General features: G+C 70.0%; 20 protein-coding genes. 14 read left to right on the top strand and 6 right to left on the bottom strand.

Annotation, left to right across the window (positions count from 1 at the left end):
• Window positions 1-56: 56 nt before the first annotated feature.
• Window positions 57-1,046 carry a sialic acid TRAP transporter substrate-binding protein SiaP gene (locus E0493_RS02805; protein WP_160935396.1) on the top strand — a complete coding sequence of 330 codons (990 nt, stop codon included), beginning with the start codon at window positions 57-59 and terminating at the stop codon, window positions 1,044-1,046.
• 87 nt (window positions 1,047-1,133) lie between these two features.
• On the opposite strand, the gene E0493_RS02800 is transcribed toward E0493_RS02805, so the two are convergent.
• Window positions 1,134-1,772, bottom strand: a complete 639-nt coding sequence (locus E0493_RS02800) for a YqgE/AlgH family protein (protein WP_160935395.1) — start codon at window positions 1,770-1,772, stop codon at window positions 1,134-1,136.
• A gap of 103 nt (window positions 1,773-1,875) precedes the next feature.
• On the opposite strand from E0493_RS02800, the gene E0493_RS02795 reads away from it, so the two are divergent.
• Entirely contained in the window at window positions 1,876-2,358 is a 483-nt protein-coding gene (locus E0493_RS02795; RefSeq protein ID WP_160935394.1) for a peroxiredoxin, read from the top strand.
• Between the two features lie 305 nt (window positions 2,359-2,663).
• On the opposite strand, the gene E0493_RS02790 is transcribed toward E0493_RS02795, so the two are convergent.
• Window positions 2,664-3,296, bottom strand: a complete 633-nt coding sequence (locus tag E0493_RS02790; protein WP_160935393.1) for an NUDIX hydrolase — start codon at window positions 3,294-3,296, stop codon at window positions 2,664-2,666.
• A 119-nt stretch (window positions 3,297-3,415) separates the two neighbouring features.
• Here E0493_RS02790 and E0493_RS02785 point away from each other — a divergent pair, with 119 nt between their 5' ends.
• Genes E0493_RS02785 through E0493_RS02750 form a run of 8 tightly spaced genes read left to right on the top strand, consistent with a single transcriptional unit; the run spans window position 3,416 to window position 9,938 of the window.
• The gene (locus tag E0493_RS02785; protein WP_160935392.1) at window positions 3,416-3,877 is read left to right on the top strand and encodes an SUF system Fe-S cluster assembly regulator; all 462 of its coding nucleotides are present in this window, start codon (window positions 3,416-3,418) and stop codon (window positions 3,875-3,877) included.
• Between the two features lie 14 nt (window positions 3,878-3,891).
• Window positions 3,892-5,388, top strand: a complete 1,497-nt coding sequence (gene sufB, locus E0493_RS02780) for a Fe-S cluster assembly protein SufB (protein WP_160935391.1) — start codon at window positions 3,892-3,894, stop codon at window positions 5,386-5,388.
• A gap of 16 nt (window positions 5,389-5,404) precedes the next feature.
• Complete coding sequence (gene sufC / locus E0493_RS02775; protein ID WP_160935390.1) at window positions 5,405-6,148, top strand: Fe-S cluster assembly ATPase SufC; 744 nt, start codon at window positions 5,405-5,407, stop codon at window positions 6,146-6,148.
• Window positions 6,145-7,452 carry a Fe-S cluster assembly protein SufD gene (gene sufD / locus E0493_RS02770; RefSeq protein ID WP_160935389.1) on the top strand — a complete coding sequence of 436 codons (1,308 nt, stop codon included), beginning with the start codon at window positions 6,145-6,147 and terminating at the stop codon, window positions 7,450-7,452. Before sufC ends, sufD begins: the two co-directional genes overlap by 4 nt.
• On the top strand, window positions 7,452-8,705 hold the full coding sequence (locus tag E0493_RS02765) for an aminotransferase class V-fold PLP-dependent enzyme (RefSeq protein ID WP_160935388.1): 1,254 nt from the start codon (window positions 7,452-7,454) through the stop codon (window positions 8,703-8,705). Before sufD ends, E0493_RS02765 begins: the two co-directional genes overlap by 1 nt.
• A complete protein-coding gene (sufU, locus tag E0493_RS02760; RefSeq protein WP_160935387.1) occupies window positions 8,705-9,172 on the top strand; it encodes a Fe-S cluster assembly sulfur transfer protein SufU in 468 nt (155 codons plus the stop codon). Before E0493_RS02765 ends, sufU begins: the two co-directional genes overlap by 1 nt.
• Window positions 9,165-9,545, top strand: coding sequence for an SUF system Fe-S cluster assembly protein (locus tag E0493_RS02755; RefSeq protein ID WP_367614445.1), 381 nt, complete (start codon window positions 9,165-9,167; stop codon window positions 9,543-9,545). The genes sufU and E0493_RS02755 overlap by 8 nt, the downstream gene beginning before the upstream one ends.
• Before the next feature lie 24 nt (window positions 9,546-9,569).
• Window positions 9,570-9,938: a HesB/IscA family protein gene (locus tag E0493_RS02750; protein ID WP_160935385.1), complete on the top strand. Its 369-nt coding sequence runs from the start codon at window positions 9,570-9,572 to the stop codon at window positions 9,936-9,938.
• A 96-nt stretch (window positions 9,939-10,034) separates the two neighbouring features.
• Here the strand turns inward: E0493_RS02750 and E0493_RS02745 are convergent, their stop codons facing one another.
• The 4 genes from E0493_RS02745 to E0493_RS02730 all read right to left on the bottom strand — a co-directional run bounded on the left by E0493_RS02745 (window position 10,035) and on the right by E0493_RS02730 (window position 15,509).
• Entirely contained in the window at window positions 10,035-11,036 is a 1,002-nt protein-coding gene (locus E0493_RS02745; protein WP_160935384.1) for an MBL fold metallo-hydrolase, read from the bottom strand.
• A gap of 59 nt (window positions 11,037-11,095) precedes the next feature.
• On the bottom strand, window positions 11,096-12,397 hold the full coding sequence (locus E0493_RS02740; protein WP_202396870.1) for a class I SAM-dependent RNA methyltransferase: 1,302 nt from the start codon (window positions 12,395-12,397) through the stop codon (window positions 11,096-11,098).
• A 92-nt stretch (window positions 12,398-12,489) separates the two neighbouring features.
• Complete coding sequence (locus tag E0493_RS02735; protein WP_160935383.1) at window positions 12,490-13,680, bottom strand: acyl-CoA dehydrogenase; 1,191 nt, start codon at window positions 13,678-13,680, stop codon at window positions 12,490-12,492.
• A gap of 137 nt (window positions 13,681-13,817) precedes the next feature.
• Window positions 13,818-15,509: a DEAD/DEAH box helicase gene (locus E0493_RS02730; RefSeq protein WP_408888409.1), complete on the bottom strand. Its 1,692-nt coding sequence runs from the start codon at window positions 15,507-15,509 to the stop codon at window positions 13,818-13,820.
• Window positions 15,510-15,676: 167 nt separating this feature from the next.
• Here E0493_RS02730 and E0493_RS02725 point away from each other — a divergent pair, with 167 nt between their 5' ends.
• The 4 genes from E0493_RS02725 (at window position 15,677) to E0493_RS02710 (ending at window position 19,458) form a co-directional block, all read left to right on the top strand.
• Window positions 15,677-16,381, top strand: a complete 705-nt coding sequence (locus tag E0493_RS02725; protein ID WP_160935381.1) for an alpha/beta fold hydrolase — start codon at window positions 15,677-15,679, stop codon at window positions 16,379-16,381.
• 216 nt (window positions 16,382-16,597) lie between these two features.
• Window positions 16,598-17,650: a glycosyl hydrolase family 8 gene (locus E0493_RS02720; RefSeq protein WP_160935380.1), complete on the top strand. Its 1,053-nt coding sequence runs from the start codon at window positions 16,598-16,600 to the stop codon at window positions 17,648-17,650.
• 586 nt (window positions 17,651-18,236) lie between these two features.
• Entirely contained in the window at window positions 18,237-18,635 is a 399-nt protein-coding gene (locus E0493_RS02715) for a hypothetical protein (protein ID WP_160935379.1), read from the top strand.
• Window positions 18,636-18,642: 7 nt separating this feature from the next.
• Entirely contained in the window at window positions 18,643-19,458 is an 816-nt protein-coding gene (locus E0493_RS02710) for a cellulose synthase operon protein YhjQ/BcsQ (protein WP_160935378.1), read from the top strand.

The raw sequence follows: 19,458 nt of genomic DNA, 5'->3' as shown, positions 1-19,458 counted from the left end.
GTAGTGTCATCGTACAACAACATGTGCGCCTTTTAGGGCGCCGGAAGGGAAACGGAATGATCCGAGGGCTTCTCGCCGCGGCCACGCTGGCCGCCTGCGCCCTGCTGGGCAGCGAGGCCCAGGCGCAGCAGAAGCTGCGCTGGGCGCATGTTTACGAAACCAACGAAGCCTACCACACCGAGGCGCTCTGGGCCGCCGAGCAGATCAAGCAGCGGACGCAGAACCGCTGGAACATCGAGGTCTTTCCCGCGAGCGCGCTGGGCAACGAGCCGACCATCAACCAGGGCCTGACGCTCGGCACGGTGGACATCATCTACACCGGCGTGGCCTTCGCCGGCGCCACCTACAAGCCCATCTCGATCGGCAACGCACCCTATGTTTTCCGCGACTACGGGCACTTCGCCGCCTACCGGCAGAGCGACCTGCTCAAGGAGCTGATGGGGGGCTACGACAAGCAGACCGGCCACCATTCCGTCGCGCTGACCTATTACGGCGCCCGCCACCTCACCGCCAACCGGCCGATCATGAAGCCGGAGGACGCGCGGGGAATGAAGCTGCGCGTGCCGCAGGCGCCGCTCTTCCTGATGTTCACCAAGTCCATCGGCGCCAATGCCACGCCGATTGCTTTCGCCGAGGTCTACCTGGCGCTGCAGCAGGGCACGGTGGATGGGCAGGAGAACCCGCTGCCCACCATCCAGGCCAAGAAGTTCTACGAGGTGCAGAGCCACATCATGCTCTCCGGCCACATCACGGAGAGCCTGCTGACCATCATCAGCCGGTCCACCTGGGCGCGGCTCAGCGATGATGACAAGAAGGTCTTTGAAGCCGTGCTGCGTGAGGCCTCAGACCGTGCATCCAAGGAGATCCGCGATTCCGAGCTGAAGCTGCCGGACTGGTTCCGCCAGCAGGGCAAGACGGTTGTCACGCCCGACCTGGCCGCCTTCCGCGCCGCCGCCCTGCCGCTGCACAACGATGCATCCGCTGGTGCCGGCTGGACCAAGGAGCAGTACGACCGGCTTCAGGCGATCCAGTCCAAGGCGGAGTAGGAAGGCCTCCGGACCGGCTTCAACACGGTGGAGCGGGGTTACAGCCCCGCTCTCCTCGCATCCCCGCCCAATCCGGGCGAAGCAAGCTCAGGCGTGTCCGGCACTGCCGGACAGCAGCAGCGGATCGATATGCAGCTTGGCCAGCGCCATGCGCCATTTCTCGTTCAGCGCACCTTCGAAAAGCAGGGCTTCATCCGCCGGCACGTTCAGCCAGGAGTTGCGCTGGATCTCCTCTTCGAGCTGCCCCGGCCCCCAGCCGGCATAGCCAAGCGCCAGCAGCCCGTGCCGAGGGCCGCCGCCGCCGGCGATCGCCTTCAGGATGTCAACGCTGGCGGTCAGTGCCAGGTCGCCGGTGACGCTGAGGCTGCCTTCGCTGGACCAGTCCGTGGTGTGCAGCACGAAGCCGCGCCCGCCCTCGACCGGGCCGCCGGCCAGCAGCCGGATCTCGCGCTGCGGCGGCAGCGGCTGCACGTCGAGCTGCTTCAGCAGGTCCTCGAAGCTGAGATTGTCGAGCGGCTTGTTCAGGACGATGCCCATCGCGCCGTCAGCGGAATGGGCGCAGAGGCAGATCACCGAGCGGGTGAAGCGCGGGTCCTGCATGCCTGGCATGGCGATCAGCAGTTGCCCGCTGAGATAGCCGCTCTGCAGCCCACGGCTGTGGCCACCCCCCGCACCGGCGGTGCGGAAGCTCTCGGGAAGTTCGTTCTCGCGTGCGCGTCGTGCCATCGTGCCATCAAGATGGCGGTGGGAGGGGAAGGGTGCAAGCACCGCGGTTGACAGCGCCGGCGCCAGCGTGAAATGCCGGAGCCTCCACCTGGAGAGCACGTCCATGTCCATCAAGGCCGGCGATACCATTCCTGCGATGACCTTGACCCAGGCCACCGCCGAGGGGCCGCGCGAGCTGAGCACCGAGGCGCTGTTCGGCGGCAAGACCGTGGTGCTGTTCGGCGTGCCGGGCGCCTTCACGCCCACCTGTTCGGCCAAGCACATGCCGAGCTTCCTCAGCAACATGGCGTCGCTCAAGGCGAAGGGCGTGGACGCCGTCGCCTGCATGGCGGTGAACGACGCCTTCGTCATGAACGCCTGGGCCAAGGACCAGGGCGTGGGCGACGAGGTGGTGATGATCGCCGACGGCGCCGCCGCCTTCACTCGCGCGCTGGGGCTGGAATTCGACCTGACCGCCCGCGGCATGGGGGTGCGCTGCCAGCGTTTCGCGCTGGTGGCAAAGGACGGCAAGGTGACCCATGTCGGCATCGAGGCGCCGGGCGCCTTCGAGGTATCCAGCGGCGAGGCGGTGCTCGCGGCGCTCTGAGAAGCGGCTGGAACGACGGGCAGAGGGGGCCGGGGAGGCGACTTCCCGGCCCCTTGCTCCGGCTTCCGGCAGCGGCATGGCGGCAAGGGTCCCGTTCCTTGCCTTGAGGTAGCCAGAGCTTGCCGCCGGCTCGCCAAGCCCGGCAGGGCGTTGATCCGCTCCGCCGCGGCGTCCGGAGGCATGCAGGGTGCCTGCTCGGGCGGCAGGAGGACGCAGGCGCGCGGTGCCGCGCGTGCCCCGGGCCTGAACGAGCTACGCCTGTCCCAGCGTCGTCGTCGTGCGCCGCGCGCCAGCCTCTCGCCAGTTCAGGATGGTGGGAGCGGCTCCGGGCAGCGCGTGCCGGCACCTTGGAGGCAGATCAGCGGCCGGGCTGTTCGCGCCGCGGGCGGCAGCGCCATCCAGTCGCCGAACTCGGCCAGCACGCAGGCGGTGATCGGCGCCACCGGCAGGTGGCGCGCCGCCTCAGGGGTGACCCAGGCCAGCCGCTCCAGTTCGCCCGAGCCCGCCAGGGTACCTGTGACCGCCTCGGCCGGGGCGGTGAGGAAGCGGGCGTTGAAACGCAGGGAGAAACTGCGCGGCGTCACCGCCCGGCAGAGATAGTCCAGCCGGTCCAGCGTGGGATGCGGGCTGCCCAGCATCAGTCCGGTCTCTTCCTCCAGCTCGCGCGCGGCGGCCATGGCCAGGGCCCGGGCGAGGCGGGGCGGGGCACGGCGTTCCAGCGCGGCGCGGGTTTCCGGGCGCAGTTCGGTGAGGGCGGGGGCGCTGCGGTCGGCGAGGTCCACCCGGCCGCCGGGAAAGACCATGCGGTTCGGCATGAAGCGATGCCCGGCGGCACGGACCCCCATCAGCACCTCCACGGCACCGGAACGGGCCTGCCGCCAGAGAATGAGGCTGGCGGCATGACGGGGGTGAACCAGGCGCAGGCGGATCGTGGGCATCCGGCCAGCTTCGCATCCTCGGCGCCATGCGGAAAGGAGGGGGCTCCTTGACAAGCGAGGGGCGCGGGCGCATCTGCCCGAAACTGGACAAGACAGGTCCGCTTTAAGGAGAGGCTCGCGTGTTGCGGCTGTCGAAGCTGACGGATTACGCCGTGGTGGTGCTGGCCCGGCTGGAGGCCGAAGGGGGCCTGCAGACCGCGCCTGGCCTCGCCGCCGCCACCGGAATCGCCGAGCCCACGGTGGCCAAGGTGCTGAAGCACCTCGGTCATGCCGGGCTGGTGGAAGGCTTGCGCGGCGCGCGGGGCGGCTACCGCCTGGCACGGCCGCTCGCCGCCATGCCGCTGTCCGAGGTGATCTGCGCCATTGATGGCCCGATCGCCCTGACAGCCTGCGTGGATGGCGCCAGCGGGAGCTGCGAGACGGAGACAATCTGCCCCGTCCGCGGCCGCTGGGACAAGGTGAACGAAGCCATCCGCAGCGCGTTGTCCGACATCACCCTGGCCGACCTGGCGCCCCCCGCCGCCACCGCCTGCCGCCGCCTCACCCTGCCGGCCCAGCCGGCCCACCTGCCAGCCGAGTAGGGAAGCAGAACACCATGCCCGCCGTCACCGAAACCATCGACGCCGTCCAGTCCGTCACGCACAGCACGTACAAGTACGGCTTCGAGACGGAAATCGACATGGACTTCGCCCCCAAGGGGCTGAACGAGGACATCGTCCGCTTCATCAGCGCGAAGAAGGGCGAGCCCGCGTGGCTGCTGGAATGGCGCCTGAAGGCCTTCGCCCTGTGGAAGACGATGGCGGAGCCGCGCTGGGCCGCGGTGAAGTTCCCGCCGATCGACTACCAGGACGCCTACTACTACGCCGCGCCGAAGAAGAAGGACGGGCCGAAGTCGCTGGACGAGGTCGATCCCGAGCTGCTCCGCACCTATGAGAAGCTCGGCATTCCGCTAAAGGAGCAGGCCATCCTGGCCGGCGTCGAGGGCGCGGGCGAGAGCCCGGCCGAGGGGCGCATGCCCGTCGCCGTGGACGCGGTGTTCGACAGCGTCAGCGTGGCGACCACCTTCAAGGACCGGCTGGAGAAGGAAGGCATCATCTTCTGCTCGATCTCCGAGGCGGTGCGGAACCACCCGGAGCTGGTGCGGCAGTATCTCGGCTCCGTGGTGCCGCAGGGGGACAACTTCTATGCGGCGCTGAACAGCGCGGTCTTCACCGATGGCAGCTTCGTCTACATCCCGAAGGGCGTGCGCTGCCCGATGGAGCTGTCCACCTACTTCCGTATCAACGCCAAGAGCACCGGCCAGTTCGAGCGGACGCTGATCATCGCCGATACCGGCGCGCATGTCTCCTACCTGGAGGGCTGCACGGCGCCGATGCGCGACGAGAACCAGCTCCACGCGGCCGTGGTCGAGCTGGTGGCGCTGGATGACGCCACCATCAAGTACAGCACGGTGCAGAACTGGTACCCGGGCGACGAGAACGGCAAGGGCGGAATCTACAACTTCGTCACCAAGCGTGGCGCCTGCCGCGGCGCGCGCTCCAAGATCTCCTGGACGCAGGTGGAGACCGGCTCGGCCATCACCTGGAAGTACCCGTCCTGCATCCTGCAGGGGGATGACAGCGTCGGCGAGTTCTACAGCGTCGCCATCACCAACAACTGGCAGCAGGCCGATACGGGAACCAAGATGTTCCATATCGGCAGGAACACGCGCTCGACCATCATCTCCAAGGGCATCAGCGCCGGGCAGGGGCAGAACACCTATCGCGGCCTGGTGAAGATCAGCCCGAAGGCCAGCAACGCCCGCAACTTCACCCAGTGCGACAGCCTGCTGATCGGCGACAAGTGCGGCGCCCACACGGTTCCCTACATCGAGAACCGCTGCATGACCGCCAAGGTCGAGCACGAGGCGACGACCAGCCGCATCGCCGAGGACCAGCTCTTCTACTGCCGCCAGCGTGGGCTCTCGGAGGAGGACGCGGTCGGCCTCATCGTGAACGGCTTCTGCCGCGAGGTGCTGAAGGAGCTGCCGATGGAGTTCGCGGTGGAAGCGCAGAAGTTGCTGCAGATCAGCCTTGAAGGCTCGGTGGGTTAAGGACGGATTTAAGACGATGCTGAAGATCGAAGGGCTGACCGCCGAGGTCGAGGGCAAGGAGATCCTCAAGGGGATCGACCTCGAGGTGCCGACGGGCGAGATCCACGCCATCATGGGGCCGAACGGCTCGGGCAAGTCCACGCTCTCCTACGTGCTCTCGGGGCGCGAGGGCTATGAGATCACCGGCGGCAGCGCCACGTTCAACGGGCAGGACCTGCTGGCCATGGAACCGGAGGAGCGCGCCGCGGCGGGCCTCTTCCTGGCCTTCCAGTACCCGGTGGAGCTGCCGGGCGTGGGCAACGCCAACTTCCTGCGCACCGCGCTGAACGCCATCCGCCGCGGCAAGGGCGAGCCCGAGCTGGACGCGATGCAGTTCCTGAAGCTGGCGCGCGAGCGGATGAAGGCGCTCTCGATGCCGGAGGATATGCTGAAGCGCGGCGTCAATGTCGGCTTCTCCGGCGGCGAGAAGAAGCGCAACGAGGTGCTGCAAATGGCGCTGCTGAACCCCAGCCTCGCCATCCTCGACGAGACCGATTCCGGCCTCGACATCGACGCGCTGAAGATCGTCGCCGAGGGCGTGAACGCCATGCGCGGCCCGAACTTCTCTTCGCTGGTGATCACCCACTACCAGCGCCTGCTCGACTACATCGTGCCGGACCGCGTGCACGTCCTGATGAACGGCCGCATCGTGCAGTCCGGCGGGCCCGAGCTGGCCAAGCAGCTCGAGGCGGGCGGCTACAACTCGGTGCAGGCGGCATGAGCGCAACAGGCGACATCGTGACGGCCGGCAACGCGCTGACCGAACCCGGCGCGGCCGGCTTCCTGCAGCGTTACGAGGGGCTGCGCGCCCGCTTTCCGGGGCAGCGGCTGCCCTGGCTGGCCGCCCGCCGCGAGGCGGCCGCCGAGGCCTTCCGCGCCCAGGGCTTCCCGACCCGGCGTGTCGAGGCCTGGAAGTACACCGACCTCGCGCCGCTGACCCAGGCCGGCTTTGGCGAGGCGCTGACCTCCGTGGACGGCGCCCTGCCGCTGCCCCGCGCCGCCGCGCCGCGTCGCGTGGTGTTTGTGGACGGCCGCTTCCGCGCCGACCTGTCGGACCCCGAGGCGCCGGTGCGCAACCTGGCGGACCATCTCGGCGCCGCCGAGGGACTGCTTGGCAGCCTCGCCCGCACCGAGGACCTGCCTCTGGTGGCGCTGAACACCGCCATGTTCGAGGACGGCGCGCTGATCGACCTGGCCGCCGGCGAGGATGGCGGCGTGGTCGAGTTGCTGCACGTCACCCTGGCCGACCGTCCGGTGGCAGTGCATCCGCGCCATCTGGTGCGGCTGGGTGCCGGCGCGAAGCTGGTGCTGATCGAGCGCAACTGGGGCCATGGCGAGGGCCGCTACCTGAACAGCCCGGTGCTGGAGTTCGAGGTGGCCGCCGAGGCGCACGTCACCCATGCGCGCCTCCAGCAGGAAGGGAAGGGTGGCATCCATCTTTCCACCGTCTTCGCCCGCGTGGCGGAGGGCGGCACCTATGACAGTTTCCTGCTGCATGCCGGGGCGAAGCTGGCGCGCAGCGAGGCGCATGTGACGCTGGCCGGCCCCAAGGCGGCGGCGCATCTGAACGGCGCGCAGCTCCTCGGCGACGGGCAGCATGGCGACTGCACCACCTTCCTGGAGCATTCGGCGCCGGATTGCCCGAGCCGCCAGACGGTGAAGACGGTGCTGGCCGGCAAGTCGCGCGGTGTCTTCCAGGGCAAGATCCTGGTGGACCAGATCGCGCAGCGCACCGACGGCTACCAGATGAACCAGGCGCTGCTGCTCTCAGACCAGGCCGAGATCGACAGCAAGCCGCAGCTTGAGATCTACGCCGACGACGTGAAGTGCAGCCATGGCGCCACGGTGGGCGAGCTGGACGAGAATCAGGTCTTCTACATGCGTTCGCGCGGCATTCCGGAGGCCACGGCACGCTCGCTGCTGATCGAGGCCTTCCTGCAGGAAGCCGTGGAGGGCGTCACGGACGAGACGGCGCGCGCCGCGCTTGCCGAGGCGGTGGCCGGCTGGTGGGAGAAGGTGGCGTGATGGACGGGGCGGTGGCACCGAAGGGCACGGGCGGCTTCGACGTCGCGCGCATCCGGCAGGATTTCCCGATCCTGTCGCGGAAGCAGCGCGGCAAGGATCTGGTCTTCCTCGACTCCGGCGCCTCCGCCCAGAAGCCGCGCCAGGTCGTCGAGGCCATGACGGCAATGATGGAGACGGGCTACGCCAACGTCCATCGCGGCGCCTATCTCCTCTCCGAACGCGCCACGGAAGCCTATGAGGCGGCGCGCCGTGCCGTCGCCGGCTTCCTGAACGCGCGGAGCGAGCGGGAGATCGTCTTCACCGGCTCCTCCACCGCCGCCATCAACCTCGTGGCGCACAGCTATGGGCGCGGCGTGCTGAAGCCGGGGCAGGCGGTGCTGATCTCCGAGATGGAGCACCATGCCAACCTCGTGCCCTGGCACATGCTGCGGATGTCGCACGGCATCGAGCTGCGCGTCGCGCGCGTGACCGATGCCGGCGAGCTCGACCTGGCCGACCTGGAGGCCAAGCTGGCCGATGGCAAGGTCGGGCTGGTCGCCGTCACGCACATGTCCAACGTGCTGGGCACCGTGACGCCGGCCGAGCGCATCGCGAAGCTGGCCCATGCCCACGGCGCGAAGCTGCTGCTGGACGGTTCCCAGGCCGCCGTGCACCGCCGCGTGGACGTGCAGGCGCTCGATTGTGACTTCTACGTCTTCACCGGCCACAAGCTCTACGGCCCGACCGGCATCGGCGTGCTCTGGGGCCGGATGGAGCTGCTGGAGTCCATGCCGCCCTTCCTCGGCGGCGGCGACATGATTTCCGAGGTCACGCTGGAGGGCTTCCTGCCCGCACCCGTCCCCGCTAAGTTCGAGGCCGGCACGCCGCCGATCGTCGAGGCGGTCGGGCTGCACGCGGCGATCGACTACGTGCAGGCCATCGGCATGCCGGCCATCGAGGCGCATGAGCGGCACCTCGTGGACCATGCCATGCAACGGCTCTCGGCGGTCGAGGGGCTGACCCTGCTGGGCCACGCGCAGGACCGCGGCGGCGTCTTCGCCTTCGCGCTCGACAACGCCCACGCCCATGACCTCGCGACATTGCTGGACCGCGCCGGCATCGCGGTACGCTCCGGCCGCCATTGCGCCGAGCCCCTGCACGCCCGATTTAACGTGGAAAGCACCTGCCGGGCCTCCTTCGGCCTCTACACGACCGAAGGCGAGGTGGACTACCTCGCGGAGGCGCTCGGAAAGGCACGGGAGTTCTTCCGCTGATGTTCGACGACCTGCGCGACCTCTACCAGGAGGTCATCCTCGACCACGGCCGCAAGCCGCGCAACTTCCGCCGGCTGGATGATGCCGATCGCTCCGGCCGTGGCGACAACCCGATGTGCGGCGACCGCATGCAGCTCTGGGTCAAGCTGGCGCCGGATGGCCGCCTCGCCGACGTCGCCTTCCAGGGCAAGGGCTGCGCCATCTCCATGGCCAGCGCCAGCCTGATGACCGAGACGGTGCGCGGCAAGACGCAGGACGAGGCGCGCGAGCTGTCCGGCAAGTTCCGCGAGCTGGCGATGACCGGCACCTGCCCGGATTGCGGCGCCTCCCTGGCCGACGAGATGGAGCGGCTGCAGGTGCTTGGTGGCGTGTCCGAGTTTCCGAGCCGGGTGAAATGCGCCACGCTGGCCTGGCACACGCTGAATGCCGCGCTGGACAACGAGGGCAAGGAGGTCAGCAGTGAGTGACGGAATTCCTGCCACCGACGCGCCGCAGGAGGCCCATGGCGCCTGGACGCCGGAGGGTGAGACCACGCCGCGCGTCTCCGAGGACGGCGTGATCGGGGCCATCGCCCAGGTCTACGACCCGGAGATCCCGGTCAACATCTACGAGCTGGGCCTGATCTACGCCATCGAGATTGGCGAGGACGGCGCCGTGAAGGTGGAGATGACGCTGACGGCGCCTTCCTGCCCCTCAGCGCAGGAGTTGCCGGCGCAGGTGGAGGAGATGGTCCGCACCGTTCCCGGAGTCTCGGACGTGAAGGTCGAGGTTGTCTGGGACCCGCCCTGGGACCCCTCGCGCATGAGCGAGGACGCCCGGCTGGCGTTGAACATGTACTGAGCCCTCGCCACTTTTGAGGCCAAGATGAGCACCACCACGACGACGCCCCGTCCCGCCCGCGCCCTGCCTCCGCTGATGCAGCTTTCCGAGGCCGCCGCCGAGCGCCTGCGCAAGCTCTATGCCGGCGCGCAGGAGGGCAAGCTGCTGCGCATCAGCGTCAGCACCAAGGGCTGCTCGGGCATGGCCTATGATCTCACCTGGGCCGACGCCCCCGGCCCCGCCGACGAGGTGGTGAAGGACAAGGGCCTGGCGATCCTGGTGGACCGCAAGGCCACTCTGTTCCTGATCGGCACCACCATGGACTACGAGGTGAAGGCCATGTCCGCCGGCTTCACCTTCACCAATCCGAATGAGAAGGGGCGCTGCGGCTGTGGGGAAAGCTTCCACGTCTGACGGCGGAAGCCTTTCCGAAGGCTCCAGGGAAGGGGCGCCGCTCCTCTGGGCCGCCGACGGGGCGACGGTGTCGCCCCGCAAACTGCCGCCGGTGTTTCAGGCCTCGCTCGACCAGTTCGCCGGCACGAAGCGGTAGCCCTCCGCCTCCTTGGCAACATAGCCATTCGCCGGGAAGGGGAAGTGGTAGCCGATGCAGCGCATGCGCTCCTCGGCAATCCGGTCGAAAACCTTGCGGCGCGTCGCTTCCGCCTGTGCCGCATCCATGTCGAAGACCAGGTGCCAGCCTGGATGCGCCAGGTTCAGTTCAGGCCGGTTGGTGACGTCGCCCAGCAGCATGACCTGCTCGTTGCCGTCCGAGAGCAGGTAGCTGGTATGGCCCGGCGTGTGCCCGAAGGTCGGCTGCGCCTGGATTCCCGGCGCCACCTCGGCCGTGCTTTCGATCTGGCGGAGGCGCCCCTGGTAGGGTGCGAAGCGCTTGCGGACGTTCTCGAAGGCGCCCTTCATGCCCTGCGGCGCCCGGCTCATCTGGCCGTCGTCCATCCAGAAGTCCCACTCCATTTTCGGCACGACGATCTCGGCCTTGGTGAAGGTGGGATTGCCGGCGGCATCGGTCAGGCCGGAGATGTGATCGCCGTGGAAATGCGTCATCACCACCATGGCGATGTCATCCGGGGAGAAGCCGGCAGCGCGCATGTTCGCCGGGATGTTGCCCGCCGTCCGGCCGAGCTGCCCGCCGGTGCCGGTGTCGAACAGCACCAGCCCCTGCGGCGTTTCCAGCACCGTGGCGGTGTAGGGAATGGGCATTTGCTCGGTGGGCAGGAAGGCCTCGCGCAGGGCGGCCTCCACCTGGGCGGGCTCAACGTTGCGCACGAAGCCCTGGGTCGGGTTGGGACGGCTGCCGAAGCCGTCGTTCAGCAGCGTGACCACCCGGCTGCCCAGGCGAAAGCGGTAGAAGCCCGGCGCCTGCGCGGAGGGGCCGGAAGAGGGTGTGGAGGGCGCGCCCTGCGCCAGCGCCTCCGCCAGGCCAAGGCGAAGAAGGGCGGGTGCCGCCAGCGCCAGGCCGGCGGCTTGCAGCAGGCTGCGTCGGTCGAATTCCATCGAGACCTCCCTTGGGGCGCGCTGCCCCTTTCCCAAGGGTGGGGAGGCTGCGGCCGCGGTCAAGACGCGCGGGCTTCTCGGCGCTCCCGTTCGAAGGCGACCACCGCTTCCAGCTGGGTGGACCAGAGGAACTGATCGATCGGCGTGGCCTGCGCGACCCTCCAGCCGGTGGCGTGCAGCAGCCTGGCATCCCGGGTCAGTGCCGCCGGGTTGCAGGAGACATAGACGATGCGCTGCAGGCTGCTGCGGGCGAGCGCCGGCATCTGGTCGGCCGCCCCGGCGTAAGGCGGGTCCAGCACCAGCGCCGCGAAGCCATCCAGCTCCCTGGCCATCAGCGGCTGCCGCGCCAGGTCGCGCCGCACCGCCGCGACGCGTCCACCCGCCTTGCGCGCGGCGGCGTCCAACGCCGCCACGGCGTCCGCGGAACCCTCATAGGCCGTGACGCGGGCGCGCGTGGCGAGGGGAAAGGAGAGGGTGCCCAGCCCGGCATGCAGCTCGGCGATCCGCGTCTTGGCGGTGAGCTTCTTTGGCAAACCGTTGAGCACCGCCTCGACAATGGCGGTCTCCCCCTGCGGCGTCGCCTGCAGAAAGGCGCCGGGCGGCGGCGCCACCGGCACGCCGCCCAGCGCGATGGAAACCGGGCCAAGCTGCGCCAGTGTCTCCGTGGCGCCCCCCTTCGGCGAAGCGCCGGCGATGCGCGGCACCCCCTGTGCGCCCGCGAAGGCGGCGAGGCTGGCGCGGTCGGCAGTGCCGGGCGTGCCGTCGAGGCGCAGCAGCAGGTCGGGGCCGGTGTCCAGCAGGTTCAGCACCGCCGAGCCCTCGCGCCGGAAGGCCTGCAGCCCTCGCAGCAACGCCCGCAAGGGCTCGAACAGCGCCACCAGGGCGGGGTCGAGCACCAGGCAGGTGGCGAGGTCCACCACCGCGGCTCCCCCCGCCTCGTGGAAGCCGAGCACGACGCTGCCATCGGCGCGCCGCCGCAGGGCGAGGTCGGCGCGGCGCCGTGTGGCGGGAGGGGTGACGCGGGTTTCCGCCACCGGCGCATCCTCGAAGCCGGCGCGGGCCAGCGCCTCGCCGAGCCGAGCCCGCTTCCACGCCGCATAGGGCGCGGCGGCGAAGTGCTGCATCGCGCAGCCGCCGCAGGCCGGGAAATGGGGGCAGGGGGGCGCCACGCGGTCGGGACTGGGCGCGAGCACCTCGTCCAGGGTGGCGAGGCTGCCCTCGCCGCGGCGGCCACCCGGAGTGGCGCGCACCGCCTCGCCGGGCAGCGTGCCGGGCACGAAGAGCGGACGGCCCTCCGCGTCGCGCGCGATGCCGTCGCCTCCCGCGCCGAGGCTCTCGATCGTCAGGGAAACGGCGTTCATTGTGGTCGTGGGTTTTCCTGTGACGGCGGGCGCGCCAGCAGGCGGATCCGGCGGCGGAAGCGTCACCCTTCCGCCGCCGGGCCCCGGCAGGCTCAGCCGAAGGCGTTCAGGCCGGTCTGCGCGCGGCCCAGAATGAGGGCATGCACGTCGTGGGTGCCCTCGTAGGTGTTCACCGCCTCCAGGTTCATGACGTGGCGGATCACATGGTACTCGTCGGCGATGCCGTTGCCGCCGTGCATGTCACGCGCCACGCGGGCGATGTCGAGCGCCTTGCCGCAGGAGTTGCGCTTGCAGAGCGAGATCATCTCCGGCGCCACGCGGTGCTCGTCGAACAGCCGGCCGAGCCGCAGCACGGAGTGCAGGCCGAGGGTGATCTCGGTCTGCATATCCGCCAGCTTCTTCTGGATGAGCTGGGTCGCGGCCAGGGGGCGGCCGAACATCTTCCGATCCATGGTATAGTTGCGGGCGGCGTGCCAGCAGAACTCGGCGGCGCCCAGCGCGCCCCAGGCGATGCCGTAGCGGGCGCGGTTGAGGCAGGAGAACGGCCCCTTCAGCCCCTTCACGTCGAGCTTGTTCTCCTCCGGGCAGAACACCTCCTCCATCATGATCATGCCGGTGGTGGAGGCGCGGAGCGAGAACTTGCCCTCGATCTTCGGCGCGGTCAGGCCCTTGGCGCCCTTCTCCAGCACGAAGCCGCGCACGTCGCCGGCCTCGTCCTTGGCCCAGACGACGAAGATGTCGGCGATCGGCGAGTTGGTGATCCAGGTCTTGGAGCCGGAGAGCAGGTAGCCGCCATCCACCTTCCTGGCGCGGGTGCGCATCGAGCCCGGGTCGGAGCCGGCATCCGGCTCCGTGAGGCCGAAGCAGCCGACCAGCTCGCCCTTCTGCATGCCAGGCAGCACGCGGTCCTTCAGCGCGTCCGTGCCATAGGCCCAGATCGGGAACATGGCGAGCGAGGACTGCACGGAGAAGGCGGAACGGTAGCCGCTGTCCACCCGCTCGACCTCGCGGGCGATCAGGCCGTAGGAGACGTAGTTGACGCCGGCGCAGCCATGGCTGTCGAGGGTCGCGCCCAGGAAGCCCATCTCGCCGAACTCGTTCATGATCTCCCGATGGAAGACCTCATGGCGGTTGGCTTCCAGCACGCGGGGGAAGAGCTTCTCCTGGCAGTACTGATGCGCCGCATCGCGGATCATGCGCTCGTCTTCGGAGAGCTGGTCTTCCAGCAGCAGGGCGTCGTCCCACACGAAGCTCGGTCGGGCGCTCTGGGTCACGACATTCATAACGTTCTCTCCTGGAAGGGCCGGCAGCCGGCGAAACATCAGCGGAACGGCGCCGCCGGGGCGGCGCCAGGGGCCGGAGATTGACGCCGCCGCGGCCGCGCGGCAACCGGCTGGCGGCCGGCCGCGCGGCGCAGCGCTCAGGCCGCCGCGCTGTCCGCCGGGTCCTCCGGCGCGGCAGCGGGAACGGCGGTGGCCGCCTCGCGCTGCGGACGCGGGATGGGGATCAGCATGAAGGCCGGAATCGCGTCGCCGAAGCCGCGCACCGGCGGGCCAAGATCGTCGCGCCGGTCCTCGCGGCGCTCCTGCCGGTCCTCGCGGCGGTCACGGCGCCGGTCCTCGCGGCGCGGCGGGCGCACCTCCTCGGCCGGGCGCAGCTCGGCGGGGCGTGCCTCGGCCTCGGGGCGGGCCGGACGCTCCTCGCGCACGCGGCTCGGGCCACGCTCGCCGCCGCGGGCCTCCCGTCGCGGGCGCTCCTCCCGCTCACGGCCCTTGGCGGCCGGCCTGCCGCGGCCACGGCCGCGTGGTGCGCTGGCCGCCTCCGCCAACTCCTCCGCGGTCACCGGGTCGAGGCCCGGGATTTCGATGCGCGGGATCGGCTTGCCGGTGAGGCTCTCGATGGCGCTAACCAGCTTCACGTCGTCCGCCGTCGCGATGGTGAAGGCGCGCCCCTCGCGCCCGGCGCGCCCGGTGCGGCCGATGCGGTGGACGTAGTCCTCATCGCGGAACGGCACGTCGAAGTTGAAGACATGGCTGAGACCGCCGATGTCGATGCCCCGTGCCGCCACGTCCGAGCAGACCAGCAGCCGCAGCTCGCCCGCCTTGAACTTCTCCAGCGTGGCGAAGCGCACGGACTGGGCGAGGTCGCCATGCAGCGCGCCCGCCTGGAATCCATGCTTGGTCAGGCTCTTGTAGAGCACGTCCACGTCGCGCTTGCGGTTGCAGAAGATCAGGGCGTTCTGCACGTCCTCGCTGCGGATGAGCCGGCGCAGGGCCTCGCGCTTGTCGTGCGGCTGCACGAGGGCGACGCCGGCGGTGATCGTCGTCGCCACCGAGGCGGGGGCGGAGACGGTGATCTCCTTGGGGTTCTGCAGGAAGGCGTCGGCCAGCTTGCGGATCTCGGCCGCCATGGTGGCGCTGAAGAACAGCGTCTGGCGCAGCGGCGGCAGCAGCGAGACGATGCGCTCGACATCGGGGATGAACCCCATGTCCAGCATGCGGTCGGCCTCGTCGATCACCAGCACCTTGCAGTCGGCCAGCATGACCCGCCCCCGCTCGAACAGGTCGAGCAGGCGGCCTGGCGTGGCGATCAGCACGTCCACGCCCTGGTTCAGCGCGTCGGTCTGGTCGGACATGCTCTCGCCGCCGATCAGCAGGGCATAGTTCAGCTTCATGTGCTGGCCGTACTTGGCGAAGTTCTCCGCCACCTGCAGGGCCAGCTCGCGCGTCGGCTCCAGGATCAGCGAGCGCGGCATCCGGGCCTTGGCGCGGGAGCCGGCCAGGATGTCCATCATCGGCAGCACGAAGCTGGCGGTCTTGCCGGTGCCGGTCTGTGCGCAGCCCAGCACGTCCCGCCCCATCAGCACGACCGGGATGGCCTGCTCCTGGATGGGCGTGGGGTGGATGTAGCCGACCTCGACGACGCCACGCAGCAGGGGCTCGGACAGGCCGAGATCCTCGAAGGTGGCGCGCGGGGGCGCGGGGGCGGCCGACTCGTCGGGCCGCGCGATATCCACGGCCGGCGCGGCGCCGGCCGAGGTGTTCAGGTCATCGTAATGTTCGGTCTCGGCCACGCTGGGCGCGGTCGCGTCAGGCTGATCGCTCAAGGGCAGTCGGTTCCTTCGCCGGCACGCGGCGGGATGTGCATCAGGAGGCCCCGCGCAAGCCACGCGGCCCGTCCTCCGGCCATTCAGCGGTGGATATGCGCCGCCCGCACCGGATTGGCAAGGTTTTCGACCGGTTGCGGTGGCTTTCCAGGCGGCGTAACTGCATCTGCGCCATGCACGAGCCCCACGACCTGCTGCTTCTTCCCGGCCTGCTTTGCGATGCCCGGCTCTGGCGCGACCCGGTGGCGATCCTCGGGAACCTGGCCGAGGCGCGGATCGCCGACCTGACGCTGGACGACAGCGTGGGTGCCATGGCGGCCCGGGCGCTGGCGCTCGCGCCGCCCCGCTTCGCGCTGGCGGGGTTGTCCATGGGCGGCTACGTCGCCCTGGAGATCATGCGGCAGGCGCCGGAGCGGGTGACCCGGCTGGCGCTTCTCGACACCTCGGCGCGGCCCGACGCGCCGGAGGCGGCCCGCCGCCGCAAGGCGCTGATGGCGTTGACCCGCAGCGGCCAGTTCCGGGGGGTGACGCCTCGGCTGCTTCCCAGCCTGCTGCATCCGGACGCGGTGGACGGCCCGCTCGGCGACGAGGTGCGCGCCATGGCGGAGCGGGTCGGGCGCGACGCCTTCCTGCGCCAGCAGCACGCCATCCTGCACCGGCCGGACTCGCTTTCCCTGCTGCCGGAGATCCGCCAGCCCACCCTGGTGGCGGTTGGCGAGCAGGACATCCTGACGCCGCCCGAGCTTGCCGAGGAGATGGCCGACGCCATCCCGCAGGCGCGGCTGGTGCGGATCCCCCGCTGCGGCCATCTGCCCACCATGGAGCAGCCCGAAACCGCTGCCGCCCTGCTGCGCGAATGGCTCACCGCCGCCGGCTGAGGCGCCGGGCCGGGGCGTCCTGCCGCGTCAGGACCGGAAAGTGCCGCCGGCCCGCCCCGCAAGCAGCCGCACGCGCCGGCTCGACCCGCCGCATCACGGGATCGGCCGGCATGCCCGAGGGGAGGGGCGAGAACCGGGGCGGGAGGAAGGCAGGCTGAGGCCGTCCTGGCCCCTTCCATCAACCTCCTGGCAAGACTTCCCACCTAGGGTGCCGGCATGTCGCCGCTCCTGCCCCGTCGTGTGCTGCTTGCCGCCCTGGCCGCGCCGCTGACGATTCCCGTCGCGGCGCCAGCGGTCGCGGCGCAGCCTTCGGCGACCTTCCTCGCCGCCTGGAATGCCTTCCGGCAAGGCTTCATCCGGCCGGAGGGAAGGGTGGTGGACACCGGCAACGGCGGTGTCTCTCACTCCGAGGGGCAGGGCTGGGCGATGTTCTGCGCCGAGCGTTGCGGCGACCGCGCCAGCTTCGACCTGCTCTGGAACTGGACGCAACATGTCCTGCAACGCCCGCAGGACCGGCTGCTGGCATGGCGCTTCCAGCCAGGCGCCGCGGACGCGGTGCCCGACCGCAACAACGCCGCCGACGGCGACCTCTTCGTGGCAGCAGCGCTGCTTCTGGCGGGCAGCCGCTGGGGAGAAGCCGGCTACACCGAGGTGGGCGCCGCCATGGCGCGCGACGTGCTCCGGCTGCTGGTGCGCGAGGTCGCGGGCCTGACGGTGCTGCTGCCGGGCGTGCATGGCTTCGAGGAGGTGGAGGACGTGGTGCTCAACCCGTCCTACTACGCCTTTCCCCTGGTTGGCGTGCTGGCGCGCGCCGTGCCCGACCCCGCCTGGTTGCGGTTGGCCAGGGACGGGTTGGTGCTGCTGCGGCGGGCCCGCTTCGGCCGCTGGAACCTGCCGCCGGACTGGCTGGCGCTCGGCCGGAACGATGGTGCGCTGTCGCTGCCGCGCCGGTGGCCGCCCCGCTTTTCCTATGATGCGGTGCGGGTTCCCCTCTACCTGCGCTGGGCGGGCCTGGAGGCGGAGCCGGCCGCGCAGGCGGCCATGGGCTTCTGGCGCGATCACGCGCATCGCGGTGTGCCAGCCTGGGCCGATCTGCTCAGCCAGCGCGTCGCGCCCTACCCCGCGTCCGCCGGGATGCGGGCCGTCGCCGGCTATGTCTGCGACGGCACAGTGCCCGATTCGGACCCGGAGCGAAGCGGCGGAGGTGAAGATTACTACTCGGCCGTGCTTAAGCTTCTGATTCTGAGTGCTCTTTCCACCACACCATGAGAAAAGCAGCAAAACTCCCGGAGCGATATGAAATCTCCGGTTTCATCCCGGCTCCCGAAAGGGCATTTTCTCGTGAGGAACTAACGTGAGAGTGCGCAAAATGGGCCAGGACACGGACATAGCTCGCGTCGTTTCGGTATTGCAGACGCCGGGCATCCGCTACCGCTCCTTCGGGAATCAGCCCGTCCGCGAAACCTCCGAGGTGACTGAGCCGGATTTTCCGGCAGGCTTCCCTGCTGGCGCCGCTCCAGGGGAACCCCCATTTGTCTCCGCCGGTGAGGCGACACTACCACTGGTTCCTGGAGTTGAAAACCTCCTCAAAAAGCAACCTGAGATAGAAGTTTCTCCTCAGGCCGCATCTGGTAGCGATGTTCCTCACAGGCCAAATCCTCTTTCCATGCCGCAGTTGGGCATGGCGGCGGTGGAGCGGCATGCGGCGCTTCTGCCACCACGCCCCGAAGCTCCGCCCGCGCTCGGAGGGCCATCGCGGGACGCTGCTCCGCCGTTTACCGCCCCCTTGCCGCCTGCGGCGCCATCGGTGTTGCCGGCCGCTTCAACGCCGTCCCCGCTGGGAGGCGCCGCCTCGTTGCTGGCGGCCTTGCGGACGGCCGAGGCGCAGCAGGCTGCCGGCATTCCCTTTCAGCCATCCTTACTGAACCAGGCGCTTTCCAGGCCATTGGTCGCCCCCGCCGCGCTGCCGCCCTTGCTGAACATGCTCGGGACAGTCCAGCCGCCCTCCGGCCTTCCGGCTTCGGCACCCGTCGGCCCGCCTCCGCTGCTGGCCGCGCTCTCCTCTCCGCCGCAGCCCGTGACCACCTCCTTGGCCGGTGAGCCTGCGGCCGCCCCCATCGCTGCGGCCTCCACCGGCCTCGGCGACCTTTTGCGCCGGATCGGGCAGCCGGCGGCTCCACCGGCGCGGCCGGCGCCGGTGGAGAATGCCGTTCCAGACGTGTTGCGGGCGCTGCGCCTGACGGGGCTGGGCTGAGAATTCGATGCCGCTGATCGCTTTCGCATCGCCCAAGGGTGGAGTGGGCAAGACGACGCTGGTTGCGAATGTGGCCGACGCGCTGCGGCGCGCCGGTCGATCCGTCCTGGTGATCGATCTTGATCCGCAGAATGCCCTTCGGCTGCATTTCGGCATTCCCTTGCATGACACCGCCGGCTTCATGGCCGAACTTCTCCGGCAGCCCGACTGGCGCCGCCTGGTGCGGCCCACGAGCTCGGGGGTGGCGCTGCTTCCGCATGGCGCCGCCGACCTGCGCGCGGCGCTGCACCAGGCTGCGGCCCTGGAGCGCGACCCGCTCCTGCTGAGCGGCCCCCTGCGGGAGATGCTGTCCGATCCGCGGCTGCTGGTGCTGGCCGACCTGCCGCCGGGACCCTCGCAGCCGCTGGCGGTGGCCGCGCCGCTTGCGACGGTGGTCGTCACGGTGCTCCAGAGCGATGCAATCAGCGCCGCGGTGCTGGGCGAGGTGGAGAGCGGCCGCTTTCTTGGCGGCGGCACGATGTCCGCCCTGCTCACGGGACGCCTTCAGTTCGTGCTGAACGGCGTTGACATGCACTCGCGCCTTTCGCGCACGGCGGCGGAAACCTTGGCGCGCCACCTGGGCGCGCGCCTGCTCGGCGCGGTGAGCCGCGACGACGCTCTGAGCGAGGCGCAGGCGCATATGCGCCTGGTTCATGAGATGGCGCCGGGCAGCGCCGCGGCGGCGGACATCGCCCATGTGGCGCGGGCCATCGAGGCGCTGCTGCCGATGACGCAAGAAGTCAGCGAGGCCAGCATGACGGCCGGGATGCGGACGAGGTGGTGA

It is taken from the genome of Teichococcus coralli, from assembly GCF_009829925.1.
In the GTDB taxonomy this organism is placed as follows: domain Bacteria; phylum Pseudomonadota; class Alphaproteobacteria; order Acetobacterales; family Acetobacteraceae; genus Pseudoroseomonas; species Pseudoroseomonas coralli.
Note: the sequence above shows the minus strand (reverse complement) of the source record. Positions and strands in the feature narration are given on the sequence as shown.